The sequence below is a fragment of the Saccharospirillum sp. MSK14-1 genome (genome assembly GCF_003054965.1).
GTDB lineage: Bacteria > Pseudomonadota > Gammaproteobacteria > Pseudomonadales > Natronospirillaceae > Saccharospirillum.
On record NZ_MIES01000026.1, the window covers coordinates 162,085 to 179,332 of the forward strand.

The following is a 17,248-nucleotide window of genomic DNA, read 5'->3' on the forward strand; positions in this document are numbered from 1 at the left end:
TCATCCTTTAACGCTTAACAACCGGCACAACCAGCGTGGCCTGACGCGGTTCTGCGCTGTTTGCCTCGATGGTGGCCGTAAGTACCAACTCACCGGCGTTACTGCCGGTACTGAATTCGGCATAGAACGATTGCTCGCGGTCATTGGTTGGATCGGACAAAGACGGATCCGAGTGCAACGCCAGTGTCATCGGATGACTACCGGGACGTTTTATCGTCAGACTGATGTGGCTGGCATCTACTGCGTCCATTGAATCGGGCAGGATACGGACAATCGCCTTGGCCTGATCACCCGCCTGATAAATGGGCGCTTCGGTATCCACACTGACACCGATCAAAGCCACCAGGTCGCCCAAGGCGGTAAAGATGCTGGTCCGTTGGCGCACTGGCACCTGCTCCACCGCGGTTTCAGCGCCCACCTGCAAGGCCGTCACCACAAAATCCTGCGCCGAGGTTTCATTCAGAATCGCTTGATGCGTCGCGAAACTGGTGGGAAAGACATGGCGATTATCGAGCACTGCGCTGTTGCGCATGACCACACCATCGCCACCCCAACTGGTTTCAATCTGCAATTGTGCTTCTTCATGACCCGAGTGGTAGTCGATGCGGTATTGCTCCGGTGTGCGCTGGTCGATACCGATGACAATGACATCTTCAATATCAGCGGGCAGCGACTGTTCGATGATTTCCTGTATGTGCATTTGGCGTTCACGAGCAGCTTTTAAGTCGGGCAGCCGATCAGCATCGATACCGTCCCAGTTTAACCGCACCCAGTCATCGGGGTTGTCCATATTAAAATCGGCCAAGCGACTGCCGTCCTGACCGCAGCAGCCGTCGTAGCGTGGAATCAAATCAAAGGTCGATGGAAAGGTCAGCATGGTACGACGAAACCCTTCTATGCCACCCATAAAGAGGTTGGCCGTGCCCCAACCGTTCTCCAGTAAATCGAACACTTCCACCGAACCGCGCAGTGGTGTGCCGGCGGTAATGAGACGGTGCACACGTTCGGTGCCACCCTGCTCCAGAATATAAGCGCGGGAAATCAAACCACCCATGCTGTGCGCGACCAGATCGACGCTTTCGTCGGCCGCAATGTTCTGGTCAATAAAGTCAGCCAACAGGCGGGCGTTGTCGAAAACACTCCGCCGCCAGTCGTAATCGAATAACCATAAATCCTCACCTTCGCGATAGCCTTCATCCGTCAGGCGATTCACAAAGCCGGCGTACACTTCCTGTTTGTAGACACCGAGATAGGAAATTTCCCGGATCAAGCCGCAAGGCTGAATCCGGGTATCGGTCGGATCGTAAGCCAGGCTTGGAAACTGAGTGATCGATGTAACGGTTCCCCAAACCACCTGTGATTCGCCGTCGGCGTTGTCTCGACACAGCCGGGACCCAAGCAGGCCGGGCACAACCACCACCGGGTTGCGCACCTGCGGATCAACGTTCGTCTCAGCCACCGTCGCCTGACTGGCGGTGACGAGAACAAACAAGGTGCACAGCCAGACGCGCCTTTGCACCTTGTTCAGTGTCTGTATAAATACCATGGTCTTTCTCCCTGGGTTGAATCCTGCACAACCCCGGCCGAATGTTACAGTGTATCATTTGATTTGCAAAGCCGGACGGGTATTGCGCGCTTGGATATACTGATGTTTTCCCTGTTGTGAGTTCGCTGTGATCGCCACCTATCTCAATGCACTCTTTCCGGTGGTGTTTTGCGCCGCCCTGGGTTGGTTATTGGCAAAACGAACCACCTTATTGTCGGCACCGGGGCTGTCGCAGCTGGTCACACAGATTGGTTTACCGGCACTGATTCTTAACGCCCTGCTGACTATGGAGGCGCCCTTAGCGGAGGTCTCCACAACGGCTGTTGCCATCGTGCTGGTGTTGGCCGTAACGGCCATTCTGGGCGCGGTGATATTGACGCTCAGTGGCCTGAGCGTGCGCGGTTACTTGTCGATGCTGGTCAATCCCAATACCGGCAACCTGGGTATTCCGCTGGTCTTTGCCCTGCTCGGGCAAGATGCTTTGGTGCACGCTGTGGTCATCTCCACCGTCGTCCAGATCAGCCATTTTACCCTTGGCACTTGGCTACTGTCCGGCCGTTTCACGCTGAAATCGGCGTTGAGTAACGCTTCTGTGATGGCGTTAATGGTTGGTGGCATCTGGCACCTCAGTGAACTACCTACGCCCGCGGCCATGATCCGCACGCTCGACCTTTTAGCCGGTATGACCATACCGGTGATGCTGTTGTTGTTAGGGCGCTCATTGGCGGGAATCGATTTGCGCGAGTGGCGACGTTTGGGTCGGATATTTGGATTATCGCTGGTTCGAGTGGCGCTCGGGGTCAGCGCGGCGGCCACGGTCATTTGGGCGCTGCCGCTGGCGCCGGTCGTGGCGCAAACCTTAATGATTCAGGCGAGCATGCCGGTCGCGGTCATCAGTTACATTCTGGCCAGCCACTATGACGGACCCAAAGACGATATTGCCGCGGTGACCTTGATCAGCATTCCGCTGTCGCTGCTGGCGGTCATGGCCTTGATGCAATGGGCGCCGGTGTTTGCTTAACGACCGGGCTTGACCCCTATAGCGTGCCACCGGTCTCAATGCGATACCCCAGATCGATGATTGCGTCCTTCACGGTTTCACCGCGTAAACGCGCCAACAAAGCCTGGGCAGCACGTGTGCCCATGGCTTCGCGCGGCGTTACCACACTGGCCAATTGCGGCGCCATCACCTGCCCCACATCGTGACCGTGAAAACCGGCAATGGCTAACTGACCAGGCACCTCCAAACCGCGTCGCACGCATTCGAAATACGCCCCGATGGCCACGTCATCGTTGGTGCAAAACAGACCATCGGCCTGCGGATATTGCTGCAGCACTTCATCGAGCAAGGTCGCACCAACGCTGTACGATGAACGCTCGGCACGGCGCAAGGTTTGCGGTTGCAGACCGGCCGCGCGCATCGCCTGGTTGTAGCCTTCTTCGCGCTGCAGGGTGCGCGCATCCAGCCGTACCGCCAAATACAAAATATGCCGACGACCGCGTTCAATCATGGCTTCGACCATGGCTCGGGCCGCGGCAACGTTATCGAAACCCACGGCCTGATGAATGGGCGGGTTGCGGGTATCCATCAACTCCACCGTCGGCACGCCAGCGGTTTCCAACATGCGCAAGGTGCGATCGGTGTGCTGACTTTCCGACAGCAAGACGGCATCGACGTTGTACGACAACAACGACGCCAAGGTGCGCTCTTCCACATCCGGACTGTAACCGTAGTGCGCCAGCATCAGGTGATAACCCGCCGGCTCGGTGACCGCTTCAATGCCCTTGAGCACGTCGGCAAACACCTGGTTGGTCAGCGAGGGCAGCAAGACACCAATGGCGCGACTGGTCGATTTGGACAAAATGTCCGGACCGCGATTAGGAATATAACCGAGCGTTTCCGCGGCTTCGAAAATGCGCTGGCGCAACCCTTCGGACACCGTATCCGGGTCGCGCAGACAGCGACTGACGGTCATCTTGGTAGCGCCAACCTGATCGGCGATGTCTTGCAATGTAGGACGTCGTTTCTTCACGGGGCTTCGCTATTGGCCAGGGCAAACCGCTCCATCTTACACCAGGGGCGCACTAAGCGATGCCCCGTCCAATGGCATCAAGACAGGCGGCCAATACCGCTTCTGCGGGGCGATCTATGTCTATTCGAAACGCTTCACCCAAGCCCGGGCGCTCGAGTTGCGCAAACTGACTTTCCAGCATGTCACGGCCACTGAAATAATGATCGCGCCGCTGTGACAATCGGGCCCAGATAGTGTCGATTTCCCCATCGAGGTGTACAAACACCAAAGCCGGATCGGCACGACGCAGCTCATCACGGTAACGTTGGCGCAATGCCGAACACGCCAATACCAACGGCGCGCGCGTGCGAAGCAATTGCGCCAGACTCGCCAACCAGTCGGCCCGATCAGCGTCGGTCAGCGGTACGCCACTGGCCATCTTGCTGACATTGGCGTCGCTGTGAAAATCGTCAGCGTCGAAAAAAGGCAGGCCCAGTTTCTGCGCCAACTGCTGACCGATCAGACTTTTACCGCAGCCGGAAACACCCATCACGATAATGCTGTGATCGTTCATTTATTGCCACCACAAGGCTAACTGCGGAAAGGCAACCAGCAATGCCAACGCCACAATCTGCAGACCAATAAAGGGCAACAAGGAGCGGAATATCTCACCCAGCGAAATGTCTTTTGGTGCGACGGTTTTCAGGTAAAACGCAGCAGGTCCAAACGGCGGCGACAGAAAGGACACCTGCATGTTCATGCAGAACAACACACCAAACCAAATCGGGCTGTAACCGAGCTCGGTAATAATGGGCACGAAAATCGGCATGGTCAGCAGAGCGACGCCCACCCAATCGAGAAACATGCCCAGCACCAGCAGGATCGCCATCATAAAGAGAATCGTTGCCAGGCCATTACCACCGCTGACCGCCAGCACCGTTTCGCGCACGAACTCGATACCGCCCATCAGGTTGTAAACACCGACCAGTGCGGTGGCGCCAATGCCGATCCAGATGATCATGCCGCAGGTGCGTAAGGTGGTGATGGTGGCTGAGCGGATCATTTGATAACTCAGTTCACCACGCACCCAGGTGCTCAGCGCAATACCAATCACCCCCAGCGCCGAGGCTTCGGTGACCGACGCCACGCCGGTGTAAATTGAGCCCAACACAACCGCAACCGACAACAATGGAAACAGCAATGCCTTGAAGAAATTGGGTGCCGGCCCGGCGTCTGCCTCAGCCTCTTTATCGGACGGCAGCGGCGCCAGCGATGGATTTAAATAAGCCCGAATCAACACATAGCCGACGTACAGCAAGGCCAACAGCAACGCCGGGAGAAAAGCGCCTTTAAACAGATCGCCGATGGAAACGTTGGCCGTTAAACCATAAATAATCAGCACGATGCTCGGCGGCAACATGGTGCCCAGGGCGCCGCCTGCGCAGGTGGTGCCAATGGCTAAACGACGGTCGTAACCCAGGCGCAGCATCTGCGGCAGCGCCAGCAAACCGAGCAAAACGGTTTCACCGCCGATCACGCCGGACATGGACGCCAGTATCACCGCCACAACCAAGGTCTGAACCGCCACACCGCCGCGAATTTTGCGGCCGAGTCGGTTCATGGCATCGAACAGATCGCGAGCGATACCCGAGTGGTCGAGCAGTGCGGCCATCAACACAAACATCGGCACCGCTAGAAAAACGTAGCTGCCGATAAAGCTGAACATGCGGCTGCTGACGATGCCCAACGCCGGCGGACCAAACCACCCCAGCGCAAAAATCAACGCCACAAAACCGGTGACAAAGGCCAACTGCATGCCGGTCAGCAACAGAGCAATCATCAAGACAAGCATCAGCAAGCTGCCATAGCCGATGCCGATATCGGAAAGTTCAAACATCAGTCTTTCCTCCGCCACTGGCGCAAATCGCGCAGCAGATGCAACAGGTATTGCAGCGTCAGCACGATGATGGCGAGCAACACCATCACTTTGAGTAACGCGGGAAACGGCGGGTTCCAGGCTGAGCCAGAAGTTTCAAGTCGAAACGCGCCCCAGGGTGTAAACACCGCTTTCTTCGCCATGATCGAAGAGGCATAGAGCATCATGGCACAGAAACCCAGACCAACGAGGTGATGCACTATGCGCAGCGCACGCTGACCGCGTTCAGACACATGGTCGTAGATCAATACAACGCGCACGTGCTTGTCGGTGGCAAAAGCGTATAGCCCACCAAAAATAAACAAGGCAGCACCGAGAAAGGTCGCTGTTTCGTGCACCCAGAAAGTCGGGGCATTAAACACATAGCGTCGCACGACTTCGTAACAACCGATGAGGGCGACGAGAGCGAAGATTAGGCTCAGTTTTTTACCCAGCCAGATAATGCCGCGGTCCAGCCAGGACGACGCCAGATTGGCATCGTCTTCAGTTGGCACTGCCGCAGCCAAAGGTTCGGTCTTCATGCAAAGGCTCCGGCCCCGGCGGAAACCGAGGCACCAAAATGACCGCTTAGAGCAGGCCCTGAGATTCCAGGAAGGCGGTTACCGAGTCGTAAACGCGACGTGCGTTGGGCGATTCTTCGGCGTATTCCTCCCATTGAGTCCGGGCGATGGCGCGAAATTCCATGCGTTCTTCGGCGGACCAATCGTGGATGGTAATGTCGGGATTTTCACGCGCTTCTTTGACCGCATCCACATCGGCCATCGCCAATTGCGTGCTGATGTCGTTCGCAAAATCGCGTACTGACACGGTGAAAATCGCCTGAATGTCTTCCGGCAGTTCGTTCCACTCATCCAGATTCATCGCCACTTCTAACAACGGCAGCGAGTGGAAGCCCGGGTAAACCGGATGCGGCGCGATGTCATGCAAACCTTGAGCGTGATTGGTGGAAAACACCGTATAGTCAGCGGCATCGATCACGCCTTTGCTCAACGCGGTATACACTTCTGAGCCCGGCAGGTTCACCGGCGCCGCCCCTGCGGCCGCAAAGACCGACTGCACAAGACCTTCAGGCGCGCGCAGCTTCAACCCTTGCAGGTCTTCAACACCATCCAGCGGCACTTTGGAGACAAACGCTTCCAGGCCGGTCGCGCCACCCCCTACGAACTTAACGCCATAAGGCTCGTAAAGTTCGTTCATCAACTCATAGCCACCACCGTAGTAGATGTAGTCAATCAGTTGATCGGGGTTGGACCAGGCACCGACGGTGTTACCGATCAAACCAAAAGCCGGGTCTTTGCCCGAGAAATAGCCCGTCACCGAGATGTGGCCATCGAGAATGCCGGATTCGATGGCATCGAGCGTTTCGGTGTGGCTCACCACCGAATTGACCGGCAGGATTTCGATATCGACACGGCCACCGGACATGGCTTCAACGCGCTCAGCCCATTCCTGTTTGATCTCGAAATTGCGTACCCCGGACGGGTCGGACGATTGAAACTGAAAACGGTAATCTGCGGCGATTGTCTGGCTGCCGATGGCGACCAACGCCAATCCGGCCGCCCACTTGAGAGAAGCGTGCATGGTAGTCTCCTGCTGTATATTTTGTTTTTGTTGACCTTGTTACCGGTAACATAAAACATAATGTTACCGGTAACTCGGCGCACTTTAATGCAGCGATTCCTGCTTGGCAAGCAACGAATTGAAACCGTGAAAAACTATTCGAAGGGGTAACGGAAACCCCAGTCGGCACGCATCGAGTCCATCAACTGCATCATCGACAACGTCTCAGCCAGCGGAATCACAGGGCTTTCCAGCTCACCGGCAGCCAGACAACGCGCCACTTCTTCAACCTGATAAACAAAGCCATTGTCATGCCGCTGCAGTTCATAGGTGTCGCTGGCGAGCACCTCATTTCCCCCGTCATGACGGTGATGAACGTAGCGATTGCCTTGCTGAAATTCGGGAAATTCGACATAACCCTGGCTGCCATAAATCAGCGCTTCCGGCTTCATTTTCAGGCTGCAGCTGGTGCTGATATTCACCATCACACCGGACGGATAACGCAGCAGATAATTGGCCCATTCATCAACGCCCGTGGCGCCAAACTCCGCCATCGATTGAACGTCGACAGGCCGTTCACCGAGCAGAAAGTTCGCGAAAGTCAGCGGGTAAATACCCATGTCCAGCGTCACACCACCGGCCAGATTCGGGTCTTTCAATCGCGTCTCATAATGTGGCGGTACAAAGGCACCAAAGTTGATGTTCAGTTGGCGAAGGTCACCGACTAAACCGCTGTCGAGTTGCTCTTTTAGCTGCGCCTGAGCCGGCAAAAACCGCGTCCAAATGGCCTCCATCAGAAACACACCCTGTTCACGCGCCAGGTCGATCAATTGCTGCGCCTGAGCAGCATTCACGGTAAAGGGTTTTTCCAACAAGACCGACTTGCCATGTTGCAGTGCCAGTCGAGCGTTATCGAAATGGAAGTTATGGGTGGTGGCGACATAGACCACATCGATATCGCTGCGTTTGAGCAAGGTGTCATAATCGCTGCCATCGATGCCAAATTCCGCCGCGAATTCGGTGGCTTTCGCAGGCGTCCGAGAAGCGACGGCCAGCAATTCACTGCCATCGTGTTGCTGCACCGCAGACGCCAGTTTGTGGGCAATGATACCGGCACCGAGAATGCCCCAGCGAATAACCTCTGTACTCATTATTGTTCTCCTTGGCATGTCAGCCCGTCGTCAAGATGGCGCAAAATGTGACCTCTGACTGGCCGAGGCTGATTGCAATGTGTCAGGCTAGCCCCATTGACCTAAAACCATTTTACCGACCGCTGCTGTGCTGCAGCGTCTCGAATGACCCACAAAAGGACAGGTGAACCACCCATGTCTCCGCTGAAACGCTTACTCGCCGCCATTATCGGTCTGGCCGTTATGGTCTTTCTGTTTTGGATTGGCTTATTTGTTTTTATGGCCGCTCTGGCCATAGGCATTGGCCTGGCGGCAATCAATGCCATTAAATTGAAACTGACGGGTCGCCCGCTATTTGCCAGCCGCTTCCGTCGTTTTTACGAACAACAGCAGCGCCGGCAATCATCACAAAAGGGCAATGTTATCGAAGGTGAAGTGGTCAATCACAACGACGATCGCTAAGCGGTTAACTCTCCGCGCTGATGTCTTCTGCCGATTTCTTCGGAATAAAGCGGCTGAACAATAAACCCAGCTCAAACAACAACCACATCGGCACCGCCAGAATTGACTGTGAAACCACATCTGGCGGTGTCACCAGCATGCCCACCACGAAGCAACTGACAAAAACGTACGGACGCTTCTTACCCAACGATTCAACCGACGCAATGCCCGCCCGGACCACCAAAAAGGTAGCGATGGGAATTTCAAACGCCACGCCAAACGCAAAAAACAGCTTCAGACAAAAATCCAGGACATTGCCGATATCCGGCATCAGGTTGATGTCTTGCGGGCCTACCGACGTAAAAAATCCAAACACCAGCGGCAACACCACAAAATAAACAAAGGCCACGCCGGCATAAAACAAAAAGACGCTGGAGATAAACAGCGGCACGGCCACCATGCGTTCGTGCTTATATAAAGCCGGTGCGATAAAACCCCAGATCTGATGCAACAAATACGGTACAGAGATAAAGATGGCCAATACAATGGTCAGTTTCAGTGGTACGAAGAAGGGTGAGGCAACACCCGTCGCGATCAGCTGACCACCTTCGGGCAGCAATATCTGCAACGGCCGGGCAAGGATCATATAAAGATCGCCGGCCAGAAAATACAGACCCAGAAACACGACAAACACCACCAGCAGCGAACGAATCATCCGGTCGCGCAATTCCTTCAGGTGCGCCACCAGCGGCATGGAAGAATCTTCAGGGTTTTCCGTCGTCATCATTACTGCCTGAGGGTGTCGACGACGGCTGCGATTGAGCCGTCGAGGTGGATGAGGGCTGACCGGTGTCGGCCGGCTCATCATTATTACGGAATGTCTGACCGCGTGTTTCGGCCATGATCTTCCGGTTCAATTCATCCAGCTTCACTTCCTGTTCCAGCTGGGTCTGCATGGAGCGCATAAACCGGCGCAGATTGCCGACCTGTCGACCGACCGTACGAGCCACACCCGGCAATCGCTCAGGACCAATGACCACCAAGCCAATCACGGCAATCAACAGCAGCTCGCTAAAACCCATGTCGAACATCGGTGAAGCCTCTTAGCGGGTTTTATCGCTTTCCTGCTTAGCTTCAGAAGCCGCCGTTTCCGAGAACTGTGCGTCCTTGGATTGCTCTTCCAGCCCTTTGGTTTCGTCGGCCTTTTCGGCTTTTTCTTCTTCGTTCATCGCCGATTTAAACGACTTAATCGCACCGCCAACATCGCCACCTAAGCCTTTCAGTCGCTTGGTGCCGAAAATCAGCACGACGATGGCCAATACGATCAGCAATTGCCAAATGGAAATTCCACCTAAACCCATCTTCCACCTCACTCGGTATTAAAGCGCTTTGGCACGGCAGCCAAAGTGCGGGATTCGTGCGCGCCCTCAGTTGGAACGGGCGGCTTTTTCATCGTGTCCGGACAGGCCGAACCGTCGCTGTAATTCTTCCAGTACCGCTTCCGGGCCTAAGCCCAGATCTGCCAGCATTACCAGGCTGTGAAACCAAAGATCGGCTGTTTCGCTGATCAGTCGATCCGCCGGATCGGTACCTGCTTTAACGTTCTTAGCGGCAAGAATAGTTTCAACCGCTTCCTCGCCCACTTTCTCAAGGATCTTATCCAGACCTTTAGCGTATAACGAAGCCACGTAGGAATCATCCGCCGCGGCACCTTTACGTGCTTCCAGCGTCGCCGCCAATTGTTGCAAAACATCCATTATATGACACCGCCGTTAACGAATTATGTCGGTCCTAAGGCCACAGCAGCAAGAGAGCGCCGACACCCAACCCGGCCCACTGCCCCGGCGACAAGCTAAGCAGCCAGGCACCTGGATCACCGGTCCAGAACACAAAGAGTAACAAAACCGTCGCCAGCAGTCGGCGCGTCAATTTGCGATTGGCGCGCTGCTGGCTGACCTGAATATCGGCCAGACGCTGCTGCAAACGCTGCTCAACCTGGCCGACTTGCCGCAAGTTAAGCAAGGTATCGTGTACCAGGTCCGGCATTTGTGGCGCCTTAGCCAGCCAGCCCGGGCCATGTTGCTGAATGGCTTTGAGCAACCGCTTGGGTCCGACCTGCTCACGCATCCAGCGTTCCAGAAACGGCTTGGCCGTCGCCCATAAATCGAGCTGCGGATACAGCTGTCGTCCCAGACCTTCAACATTCAGCAAGGTTTTTTGCAGCAAGACCAGCTGGGGCTGAACGTGCATGTCAAAACGCTGTGCGGTCTGGAACAGACGAACCAGCAACAAGCCGAAGGAAATTTCCGCCAGTGGTTTTTCGAAGATCGGCTCACACACCGCACGAATGGCCGCTTCAAACTCGTTCACTCGAGTATTGGCGGGCACCCAGCCGGACTCAACATGCAATTCGGCAACGCGATAATAATCGCGGTTAAAAAACGCCAGCAGATTCTGAGCTAAGTAGTTCTGATCTTCGCGCGACAACGAACCGACAATGCCACAATCGATACCAATATATTGTGGCGATTCCGGGTGTTCGCGACTGACAAAGATATTGCCCGGATGCATGTCAGCGTGGAAGAAAGAATCGCGGAACACCTGCGTAAAGAAAATCTCCACGCCGCGTTCAGCCAGAATTTTCATGTCAACGCCAATGTCGTTGAGTTCATCCACACTGGAGACGCCAATGCCATTGATGCGCTCCATCACCAGCACATTACGGCGGGTGTACTCCCAATGAACCCACGGAATATACAACAGCTCGGAGCTTTCAAAGTTGCGTCGAAAAGCGGCGAGGTTAGAGCCTTCACGCATCAAATCGAGTTCGTCGAGAATGGTTTTGCGGAAGTCTTCAACCACGGCCTGTGGCCGCAAGCGATGACCGTCTGGCAACATATTGACCAGCCAGGCCATCACTTCCATCAAGCGCACATCTTTGATGATGCCACTTTTAATACCGGGACGGATCACCTTAACCACAACGGAGCGACCGTCCGGCAATATCGCACTGTGAACCTGAGCAATGGACGCAGACGCCAGCGGCTCAGCATCGAATTCCAAAAAAAGTTCATCAACGGGTTGGCCTAACGCTTCTTCAATCAACGCACGGGCTTTTTTACTGGCAAAGGACGGCACGTTGTCTTGCAAATACGCCAGTTCGACGGCCATTTCCGGCGGCAGTAAATCGCGTCGAGTGGAGAGAATCTGGCCAAACTTAACAAACACCGGACCCAGGGTTTCCAGCGCACGGCGCAGCCGATAGCCTTCACTGCCACGTGCCGGAATGATCCAGCGCAACGGGAAAAACCATTGTGCCACCCGAATCGGCCAGGGAATCTGCTGGTAGCGCAGCAACGTATCCAGACGATAGCGGCTCAGCACCCAGGCGATGCGGATCAAACGAAAAATGGTCAAGAGCGCGACGTCTCCGTGTCCAGGCGTTTGGATAACCGTTCCAGACGCGCAGCCAAACGATCTGCAGCCAAACGTGTGTTATGCACCTGTTCGCTGTGTGCTTGCCACAGTGAGTTCGGTACCAGAGCGTCACTTTCTTCACGCAGGTAATTGTTCAGTGTTCGTTCGGTCGATTCACCCTGAACGCGCGCCCAGCCGGCGAAACTGCGTAAGCCTTCGGCCAGCCAGTGCGCCGGCAGATCGCCCAAACGATCACCCAACGCCATTTCCCAGTCGATTTCCAGCTCGGCAAGAATGGATTGCAAGGTAAAGAAGGTGCGGGTATCGCCTTGAATATCGATCTGATGAGCCATCATTGCCTGAGTGCGGTCGGTCGAACGCAATACCGCCAGCAAGTCTGTGGCACGACCACTGACGCGAGCGTTAACCAGTTCCGGCTCCGTGAACGCTACATCGATATGGGCGGTTTGGGTCTCAGTAGTGTCTTCTGCACCGTCGGCTTCAATCGACAAGGCAATCTTCAATGCTGGTTCGCGCATTTCCAACACCAGGCTTTGGCCAGCCAGATCGGCCAGACGACGTCCCGCATTCGGATCGTAGTGCAGCGCGTCGTTGATCAGTCGTTGCAGCGGCAAGGCCAGCAGGCTCATGGCTTGACGCCTCGGTGCAAGGCTACGATGCCACCGGTGAGGTTGTGGTACTGCACTCGTTCTAAGCCCGCATCGCTCATCATCGATTTCAGCGTTTCCTGATCAGGATGCATGCGAATGGATTCGGCCAAATAGCGATAGCTGTCGGCATCGCCAGTCACCATACTGCCCATGCGCGGTAACGCCTGGAACGAGTAAAAATCATAGGCGCGACTGAGCAAATCATTGCGTGGTTTGGAAAATTCCAACACCAACAAACGACCACCCGGCTTTAATACACGCTGCATTTCCGCCAGCGCTTTTTCTTTGTGGGTGACGTTCCGCAAACCAAAAGCGATGGTAACGACGTCGAAGCGGTTGTCATCGAACGGCAGTGATTCCGCATTGGCTTGAACGGTTTCCAGGTTACCGGCAATGCCGCGATCGGCCAGACGATCACGCCCCACCTTGAGCATGGATTCATTGATGTCCGCTAATACTACCTGACCTTCGGCGCCGACTTTGCGGGCAAAGGCATAGCTCAGATCACCCGTACCACCGGCGATATCGAGCACACTGTTACCGGCGCGAACACCAGACAGCTCAATGGTGTAGCGCTTCCACAGCCGATGAACACCAAACGACATCAGGTCGTTCATCAAGTCGTATTTGCTGGCAACCGAATGAAACACATCGGCCACCTTTTTTTGCTTATCGCCGGTCGCGACTTCTTGGTAACCAAAATGGGTGGTGTCTTTATCGGCCATCCGAACTCCGCAGCAGTAACAGGGCAGGCCGCATTGTAACGATTTCGCCTGAGCGGGGCGACCGCGCTGGCCTTGGAAACTGACCTTTACGCCCGGATAATGACGTCAGTCAAATTGCCTGCCACCCACATCAGGAGTTCCGCTTCCATGCGTCATTACCCTCAAACCCGCCTGCGCCGACTGCGCGCCCATGACTTTTCGCGTCGACTGGTGCGGGAAAACCAACTGACGGTGGACGACCTGATTTACCCGGTCTTTGTGCTCGAAGGCGAACAACAGCGCGAAGCGGTACCCTCCATGCCGGGAGTGGAACGCCTCTCAGTGGATCTGCTGGTGGTGGCGGCCGAAGAATGGGTGCAACTGGGCATTCCCATGGTGGCCTTATTCCCCGTCGTACCGGCCGAGAAGAAATCACTCGATGCCGCCGAAGCTTACAACCCAGATGGCCTGGCCCAACGCGCGACCCGCGCTTTAAAAGCGGCTTACCCGGCATTAGGCGTGATGACCGATGTGGCGCTCGACCCATTCACCACCCACGGTCAGGATGGGATCATTGACGACAGTGGCTATGTGATGAATGACGTCACCGTCCAGACGCTGGTCCGCCAGACACTGTCGCACGCCGAAGCCGGCGCCGATGTGGTCGCACCCAGCGATATGATGGATGGGCGGATTGGCGCCATGCGTGAAGCGCTGGAAGACGAAGCGTTCCACAACACCCAGATCATGGCGTATTCGGCCAAGTATGCGTCCAACTACTACGGCCCTTTCCGCGATGCCGTGGGTTCGGCTGCTAACCTGGGCAAAGGCAATAAATCGACGTACCAGATGGACCCGGCCAACAGTGATGAAGCGTTGCATGAGATCGCGCTCGACCTGGCAGAAGGTGCGGATATGGTGATGGTCAAACCGGGTATGCCGTATCTGGATATCGTGCGTCGCGTTAAAGACGAGTTCCGCGTGCCCACCTTTGCCTATCAAGTCAGCGGTGAATACGCCATGCATCAGGCGGCTTTCGCCCAAGGTTGGCTGGATAAAAACAGCGTAATGCTGGAAAGCCTGATGGCGTTTAAACGCGCCGGCGCCGACGGCATTCTCACCTATTTCGCCGTCGATACCGCCCGTTTACTGGCAAATCGGACTTGAAAACCGACGTCTAAGCGTTCATGTTAGGCGCTTCCTGAGGGAGCACCGTCCGGTGGCTCCCGGTCAATACCGCCAGTTTTGCCACTTAATCGCCAGGGCCACTGCACCCTGACTGGTCAGGAACGATTTCATTTAACGAGTACGGAACCCAATGAGCGAACAAATCAAAAACGTAACCGACGACAGCTTCGAATCTGAAGTACTGGGCAGCGACAAGCCCGTCCTGGTGGACTACTGGGCGGAGTGGTGTGGCCCCTGCAAAATGATTGCGCCGGTTCTGGAAGAAGTCGCCGATGAGTACGCCGAGCAACTCGATGTTGCCAAACTGAACATCGACGACAATCCCAACACGCCGCCTAAGTTTGGTATTCGCGGCATTCCGACACTGATGATGTTCCGTGGCGGTGAAGTTGTTGCCACCAAGGTCGGTGCGTTATCCAAAACTCAATTGATCGAGTTTATCCAGGGTAACCTGTGATGCGGTTCCGGGCCGGGAATTCCGGCCCGAATCTTTTCTGGACAGGCTAAAAAGCACCCCCTATAGTGTCTTTAATTCCAATTTCCAACGCTTCCCAACCACGTCTCTGGGCACCCCGCCCGCCCATCATCCCTATACAATCAAAACCGCTAATCCTATGAATCTGAGTGACTTAAAAACCAAACCTGTGCCTGAGCTCCTGGAAATCGCCAAGGACATGGGCCTGGACAACCTGAACCGTTCACGCAAGCAAGACCTGATTTTCACCATCCTTAAACGTCACGCCAAAAGCGGTGAAGACATCTGGGGTGATGGAGTTTTGGAAATTCTGCAGGACGGCTTTGGTTTTCTGCGATCGGCAACCGCTTCTTATCTGGCCGGCCCGGATGACATCTATGTCTCTCCCAGCCAGATCCGCCGCTTTAACCTGCGCACCGGCGATACCATCTCCGGCAAAATTCGCCCGCCGAAAGAAGGTGAGCGCTACTTCGCGCTGCTCAAAGTTGACAAGATCAACTACGAATCCCTGGAGAGCGGCCGCAACAAGGTTCTGTTTGAAAACCTGACGCCGCTGTTCCCGCAAGAGCGACTGCTGCTGGAATCCGGCAACGGCTCAACCGAAGATTTGTCCGGCCGGATTCTCGACCTGGTATCACCGATCGGTAAAGGTCAGCGTGGCCTGATCGTATCGCCACCCAAGGCCGGTAAAACGCTGATGCTGCAGCACGTAGCACAGGCGATTACCCGCAATAATCCGGAAACACACCTGATCGTATTACTGATCGACGAACGTCCGGAAGAAGTGACCGACATGCAGCGCTCAGTACGCGGCGAAGTGATCGCGTCAACCTTCGATGAGCCACCCGCGCGTCACGTTCAGGTCGCCGAAATGGTGATCGAAAAAGCCAAGCGATTGGTCGAGCACAAGCAGGATGTGGTCATTCTGCTCGACTCCATCACTCGTTTGGCACGTGCTTACAACACCATCGTACCGAGCTCCGGCAAAGTACTGACCGGTGGTGTCGACGCCCATGCTTTGGAACGCCCGAAACGTTTCTTCGGCGCAGCACGGAACATCGAAGAGGGCGGTTCACTGACCATTATGGCCACCGCTTTGATCGACACTGGCTCGAAAATGGACGAAGTGATCTACGAAGAATTCAAAGGCACCGGCAACATGGAAGTGCACTTGGATCGCAAAATCGCTGAGAAGCGCATCTTCCCATCCATTAATGTGCGCCGTTCCGGTACTCGCCGCGAAGAGTTGCTGACCAGTCAGGACGAGCTGCAACGGATGTGGATTCTGCGCAAGCTGCTGGCGGAAATGGAAGACGTTGCCGCCATCGACTTCCTGATCAACAAACTCAAGCAGACCAAGACCAACGACGAATTCTTCAAGTCGATGAAGGGGTAAAAACCCGATTGGGCCGCTACGCGGCCAAATCGGGTTTTTACGGCCGACATGGATGTCGGCCTGGACCAGTTAACAGGGATGTCCTGCCTGCCAAGTCAGCCAGCACAAAAAAATCCCGGCCAATGCCGGGATTTTTTAAATCTAAAACAGTTACACCATCTCAGAGCTGGAACGAACCACCTTACTGACGATGCCATACTCAATGGCTTCATCGGTCGTCATCCAGCGATCGCGCTCAATGTCCTTACGCACCTGCTCGATGCTCTGGCCGGTCGCTTCGCTGATGATGCGCGCCAGGCGTTCACGCATACGCAAAATCTGCTCCGCCTGAATGGCGATATCGCTGGCCTGACCACCCACACCGCCGGTCGGCTGATGAATCAGAAAACGGGTATTGGGCAGGCAGTAACGATCTTCTTTATCTGCCGCTAAAAAGATGTGCGTACCCGCGCTGGCCACCCAGCCCGTACCGATCACTTTAACGCGTGGCTCGATAAACTGAATGATGTCGTGAATGGAGTCACCCGCTTCTACATGACCACCCTGGCTGTTAATGAACAACTGAATGTCATCGCTCGATTCTTCAGCCAGGGCCAATAACTGACCAATCACTTTCTTAGCCATGGTTTGGTTGATCTCTTCACAGATCAAAACCTTACGCGCTTTTATCAGTCGATCACCGACAGGATCCAGAATTTCTTTGGTGTCTTTCTTATCGTCGCTCATCTATGTCTCCTTGGGCTGGGTCAGGTTCGCAGCGTGACAACCCAGC

Annotated in this window: 20 protein-coding genes; 5 read left to right on the forward strand and 15 right to left on the reverse strand. The window is 55.3% G+C overall.

What is annotated here, in order from left to right:
* Window positions 1–7: 7 nt before the first annotated feature.
* Window positions 8–1,546: a triacylglycerol lipase gene (locus BGP77_RS04655; RefSeq protein ID WP_108163561.1), complete on the reverse strand. Its 1,539-nt coding sequence runs from the start codon at window positions 1,544–1,546 to the stop codon at window positions 8–10.
* 127 nt (window positions 1,547–1,673) lie between these two features.
* Between BGP77_RS04655 and BGP77_RS04660 the strand changes: the two genes are divergently transcribed.
* Entirely contained in the window at window positions 1,674–2,567 is an 894-nt protein-coding gene (locus tag BGP77_RS04660; protein ID WP_108163562.1) for an AEC family transporter, read from the forward strand.
* Between the two features lie 16 nt (window positions 2,568–2,583).
* Here BGP77_RS04660 and gntR read toward each other — a convergent pair whose 3' ends face one another.
* The 6 genes from gntR to BGP77_RS04690 form a co-directional block, all read right to left on the reverse strand.
* Window positions 2,584–3,579, reverse strand: coding sequence for a gluconate operon transcriptional repressor GntR (gene gntR / locus BGP77_RS04665; protein ID WP_108163563.1), 996 nt, complete (start codon window positions 3,577–3,579; stop codon window positions 2,584–2,586).
* Between the two features lie 52 nt (window positions 3,580–3,631).
* Window positions 3,632–4,132 (reverse strand): gluconokinase, encoded by a 501-nt coding sequence (locus BGP77_RS04670; RefSeq protein ID WP_108163564.1) that lies wholly within the window; start codon window positions 4,130–4,132, stop codon window positions 3,632–3,634.
* A complete protein-coding gene (locus BGP77_RS04675; RefSeq protein ID WP_108163565.1) occupies window positions 4,133–5,455 on the reverse strand; it encodes a TRAP transporter large permease subunit in 1,323 nt (440 codons plus the stop codon).
* Complete coding sequence (locus BGP77_RS04680) at window positions 5,455–6,015, reverse strand: TRAP transporter small permease subunit (protein WP_108163566.1); 561 nt, start codon at window positions 6,013–6,015, stop codon at window positions 5,455–5,457. Before BGP77_RS04680 ends, BGP77_RS04675 begins: the two co-directional genes overlap by 1 nt.
* A 46-nt stretch (window positions 6,016–6,061) precedes the next feature.
* Window positions 6,062–7,075 carry a TRAP transporter substrate-binding protein gene (locus BGP77_RS04685; protein ID WP_108163567.1) on the reverse strand — a complete coding sequence of 338 codons (1,014 nt, stop codon included), beginning with the start codon at window positions 7,073–7,075 and terminating at the stop codon, window positions 6,062–6,064.
* Between the two features lie 134 nt (window positions 7,076–7,209).
* A complete protein-coding gene (locus tag BGP77_RS04690; protein ID WP_158269272.1) occupies window positions 7,210–8,205 on the reverse strand; it encodes a Gfo/Idh/MocA family protein in 996 nt (331 codons plus the stop codon).
* Window positions 8,206–8,379: 174 nt separating this feature from the next.
* Between BGP77_RS04690 and BGP77_RS04695 the strand changes: the two genes are divergently transcribed.
* Window positions 8,380–8,646: a hypothetical protein gene (locus tag BGP77_RS04695; protein ID WP_108163569.1), complete on the forward strand. Its 267-nt coding sequence runs from the start codon at window positions 8,380–8,382 to the stop codon at window positions 8,644–8,646.
* 4 nt (window positions 8,647–8,650) lie between these two features.
* Here the strand turns inward: BGP77_RS04695 and tatC are convergent, their stop codons facing one another.
* The 7 genes from tatC to ubiE form a co-directional block, all read right to left on the reverse strand.
* On the reverse strand, window positions 8,651–9,409 hold the full coding sequence (gene tatC, locus BGP77_RS04700; RefSeq protein ID WP_233252300.1) for a twin-arginine translocase subunit TatC: 759 nt from the start codon (window positions 9,407–9,409) through the stop codon (window positions 8,651–8,653).
* Entirely contained in the window at window positions 9,390–9,716 is a 327-nt protein-coding gene (tatB, locus tag BGP77_RS04705) for a Sec-independent protein translocase protein TatB (RefSeq protein ID WP_108163570.1), read from the reverse strand. The genes tatC and tatB overlap by 20 nt, the downstream gene beginning before the upstream one ends.
* A 12-nt stretch (window positions 9,717–9,728) precedes the next feature.
* Window positions 9,729–9,986, reverse strand: coding sequence for a twin-arginine translocase TatA/TatE family subunit (gene tatA, locus BGP77_RS04710; protein WP_108163571.1), 258 nt, complete (start codon window positions 9,984–9,986; stop codon window positions 9,729–9,731).
* A gap of 66 nt (window positions 9,987–10,052) precedes the next feature.
* A complete protein-coding gene (locus BGP77_RS04715) occupies window positions 10,053–10,382 on the reverse strand; it encodes a phosphoribosyl-ATP diphosphatase (RefSeq protein ID WP_370446826.1) in 330 nt (109 codons plus the stop codon).
* Between the two features lie 34 nt (window positions 10,383–10,416).
* Window positions 10,417–12,042: a ubiquinone biosynthesis regulatory protein kinase UbiB gene (gene ubiB / locus BGP77_RS04720; protein WP_108163573.1), complete on the reverse strand. Its 1,626-nt coding sequence runs from the start codon at window positions 12,040–12,042 to the stop codon at window positions 10,417–10,419.
* Entirely contained in the window at window positions 12,039–12,692 is a 654-nt protein-coding gene (locus BGP77_RS04725; protein WP_108163574.1) for an SCP2 domain-containing protein, read from the reverse strand. The genes ubiB and BGP77_RS04725 overlap by 4 nt, the downstream gene beginning before the upstream one ends.
* Window positions 12,689–13,438 (reverse strand): bifunctional demethylmenaquinone methyltransferase/2-methoxy-6-polyprenyl-1,4-benzoquinol methylase UbiE, encoded by a 750-nt coding sequence (gene ubiE, locus BGP77_RS04730; RefSeq protein WP_108163575.1) that lies wholly within the window; start codon window positions 13,436–13,438, stop codon window positions 12,689–12,691. The genes BGP77_RS04725 and ubiE overlap by 4 nt, the downstream gene beginning before the upstream one ends.
* 147 nt (window positions 13,439–13,585) lie before the next feature.
* Between ubiE and hemB the strand changes: the two genes are divergently transcribed.
* The 3 genes from hemB to rho all read left to right on the forward strand — a co-directional run bounded on the left by hemB (window position 13,586) and on the right by rho (window position 16,476).
* The gene (gene hemB / locus BGP77_RS04735) at window positions 13,586–14,584 is read left to right on the forward strand and encodes a porphobilinogen synthase (RefSeq protein ID WP_199224196.1); all 999 of its coding nucleotides are present in this window, start codon (window positions 13,586–13,588) and stop codon (window positions 14,582–14,584) included.
* Between the two features lie 151 nt (window positions 14,585–14,735).
* Window positions 14,736–15,062 (forward strand): thioredoxin TrxA, encoded by a 327-nt coding sequence (gene trxA, locus BGP77_RS04740; protein ID WP_108163576.1) that lies wholly within the window; start codon window positions 14,736–14,738, stop codon window positions 15,060–15,062.
* 157 nt (window positions 15,063–15,219) lie between these two features.
* Window positions 15,220–16,476 carry a transcription termination factor Rho gene (gene rho / locus BGP77_RS04745; RefSeq protein ID WP_108163577.1) on the forward strand — a complete coding sequence of 419 codons (1,257 nt, stop codon included), beginning with the start codon at window positions 15,220–15,222 and terminating at the stop codon, window positions 16,474–16,476.
* Window positions 16,477–16,626: 150 nt separating this feature from the next.
* On the opposite strand, the gene BGP77_RS04750 is transcribed toward rho, so the two are convergent.
* The gene (locus BGP77_RS04750) at window positions 16,627–17,202 is read right to left on the reverse strand and encodes an ATP-dependent Clp protease proteolytic subunit (RefSeq protein ID WP_108163578.1); all 576 of its coding nucleotides are present in this window, start codon (window positions 17,200–17,202) and stop codon (window positions 16,627–16,629) included.
* Window positions 17,203–17,248: the final 46 nt, after the last annotated feature.

Excerpts from the sequence above, each read along its gene's own strand:
- tatC (WP_233252300.1), bottom strand. The coding sequence starts at position 9,409 with ATGACGACGGAAAACCCTGAAGATTCTTCCATGCCGCTGGTGGCGCAC.
- BGP77_RS04675 (WP_108163565.1), bottom strand. The coding sequence starts at position 5,455 with ATGTTTGAACTTTCCGATATCGGCATCGGCTATGGCAGCTTGCTGATG.
- hemB (WP_199224196.1), top strand. The coding sequence starts at position 13,586 with ATGCGTCATTACCCTCAAACCCGCCTGCGCCGACTGCGCGCCCATGAC.
- tatA (WP_108163571.1), bottom strand. The coding sequence starts at position 9,986 with ATGGGTTTAGGTGGAATTTCCATTTGGCAATTGCTGATCGTATTGGCC.
- BGP77_RS04655 (WP_108163561.1), bottom strand. The coding sequence starts at position 1,546 with ATGGTATTTATACAGACACTGAACAAGGTGCAAAGGCGCGTCTGGCTG.
- BGP77_RS04695 (WP_108163569.1), top strand. The coding sequence starts at position 8,380 with ATGTCTCCGCTGAAACGCTTACTCGCCGCCATTATCGGTCTGGCCGTT.
- BGP77_RS04725 (WP_108163574.1), bottom strand. The coding sequence starts at position 12,692 with ATGAGCCTGCTGGCCTTGCCGCTGCAACGACTGATCAACGACGCGCTG.
- BGP77_RS04750 (WP_108163578.1), bottom strand. The coding sequence starts at position 17,202 with ATGAGCGACGATAAGAAAGACACCAAAGAAATTCTGGATCCTGTCGGT.
- tatB (WP_108163570.1), bottom strand. The coding sequence starts at position 9,716 with ATGTTCGACATGGGTTTTAGCGAGCTGCTGTTGATTGCCGTGATTGGC.
- trxA (WP_108163576.1), top strand. The coding sequence starts at position 14,736 with ATGAGCGAACAAATCAAAAACGTAACCGACGACAGCTTCGAATCTGAA.
- BGP77_RS04715 (WP_370446826.1), bottom strand. The coding sequence starts at position 10,382 with ATGGATGTTTTGCAACAATTGGCGGCGACGCTGGAAGCACGTAAAGGT.
- BGP77_RS04680 (WP_108163566.1), bottom strand. The coding sequence starts at position 6,015 with ATGAAGACCGAACCTTTGGCTGCGGCAGTGCCAACTGAAGACGATGCC.
- ubiE (WP_108163575.1), bottom strand. The coding sequence starts at position 13,438 with ATGGCCGATAAAGACACCACCCATTTTGGTTACCAAGAAGTCGCGACC.
- rho (WP_108163577.1), top strand. The coding sequence starts at position 15,220 with ATGAATCTGAGTGACTTAAAAACCAAACCTGTGCCTGAGCTCCTGGAA.
- BGP77_RS04670 (WP_108163564.1), bottom strand. The coding sequence starts at position 4,132 with ATGAACGATCACAGCATTATCGTGATGGGTGTTTCCGGCTGCGGTAAA.
- BGP77_RS04690 (WP_158269272.1), bottom strand. The coding sequence starts at position 8,205 with ATGAGTACAGAGGTTATTCGCTGGGGCATTCTCGGTGCCGGTATCATT.
- BGP77_RS04685 (WP_108163567.1), bottom strand. The coding sequence starts at position 7,075 with ATGCACGCTTCTCTCAAGTGGGCGGCCGGATTGGCGTTGGTCGCCATC.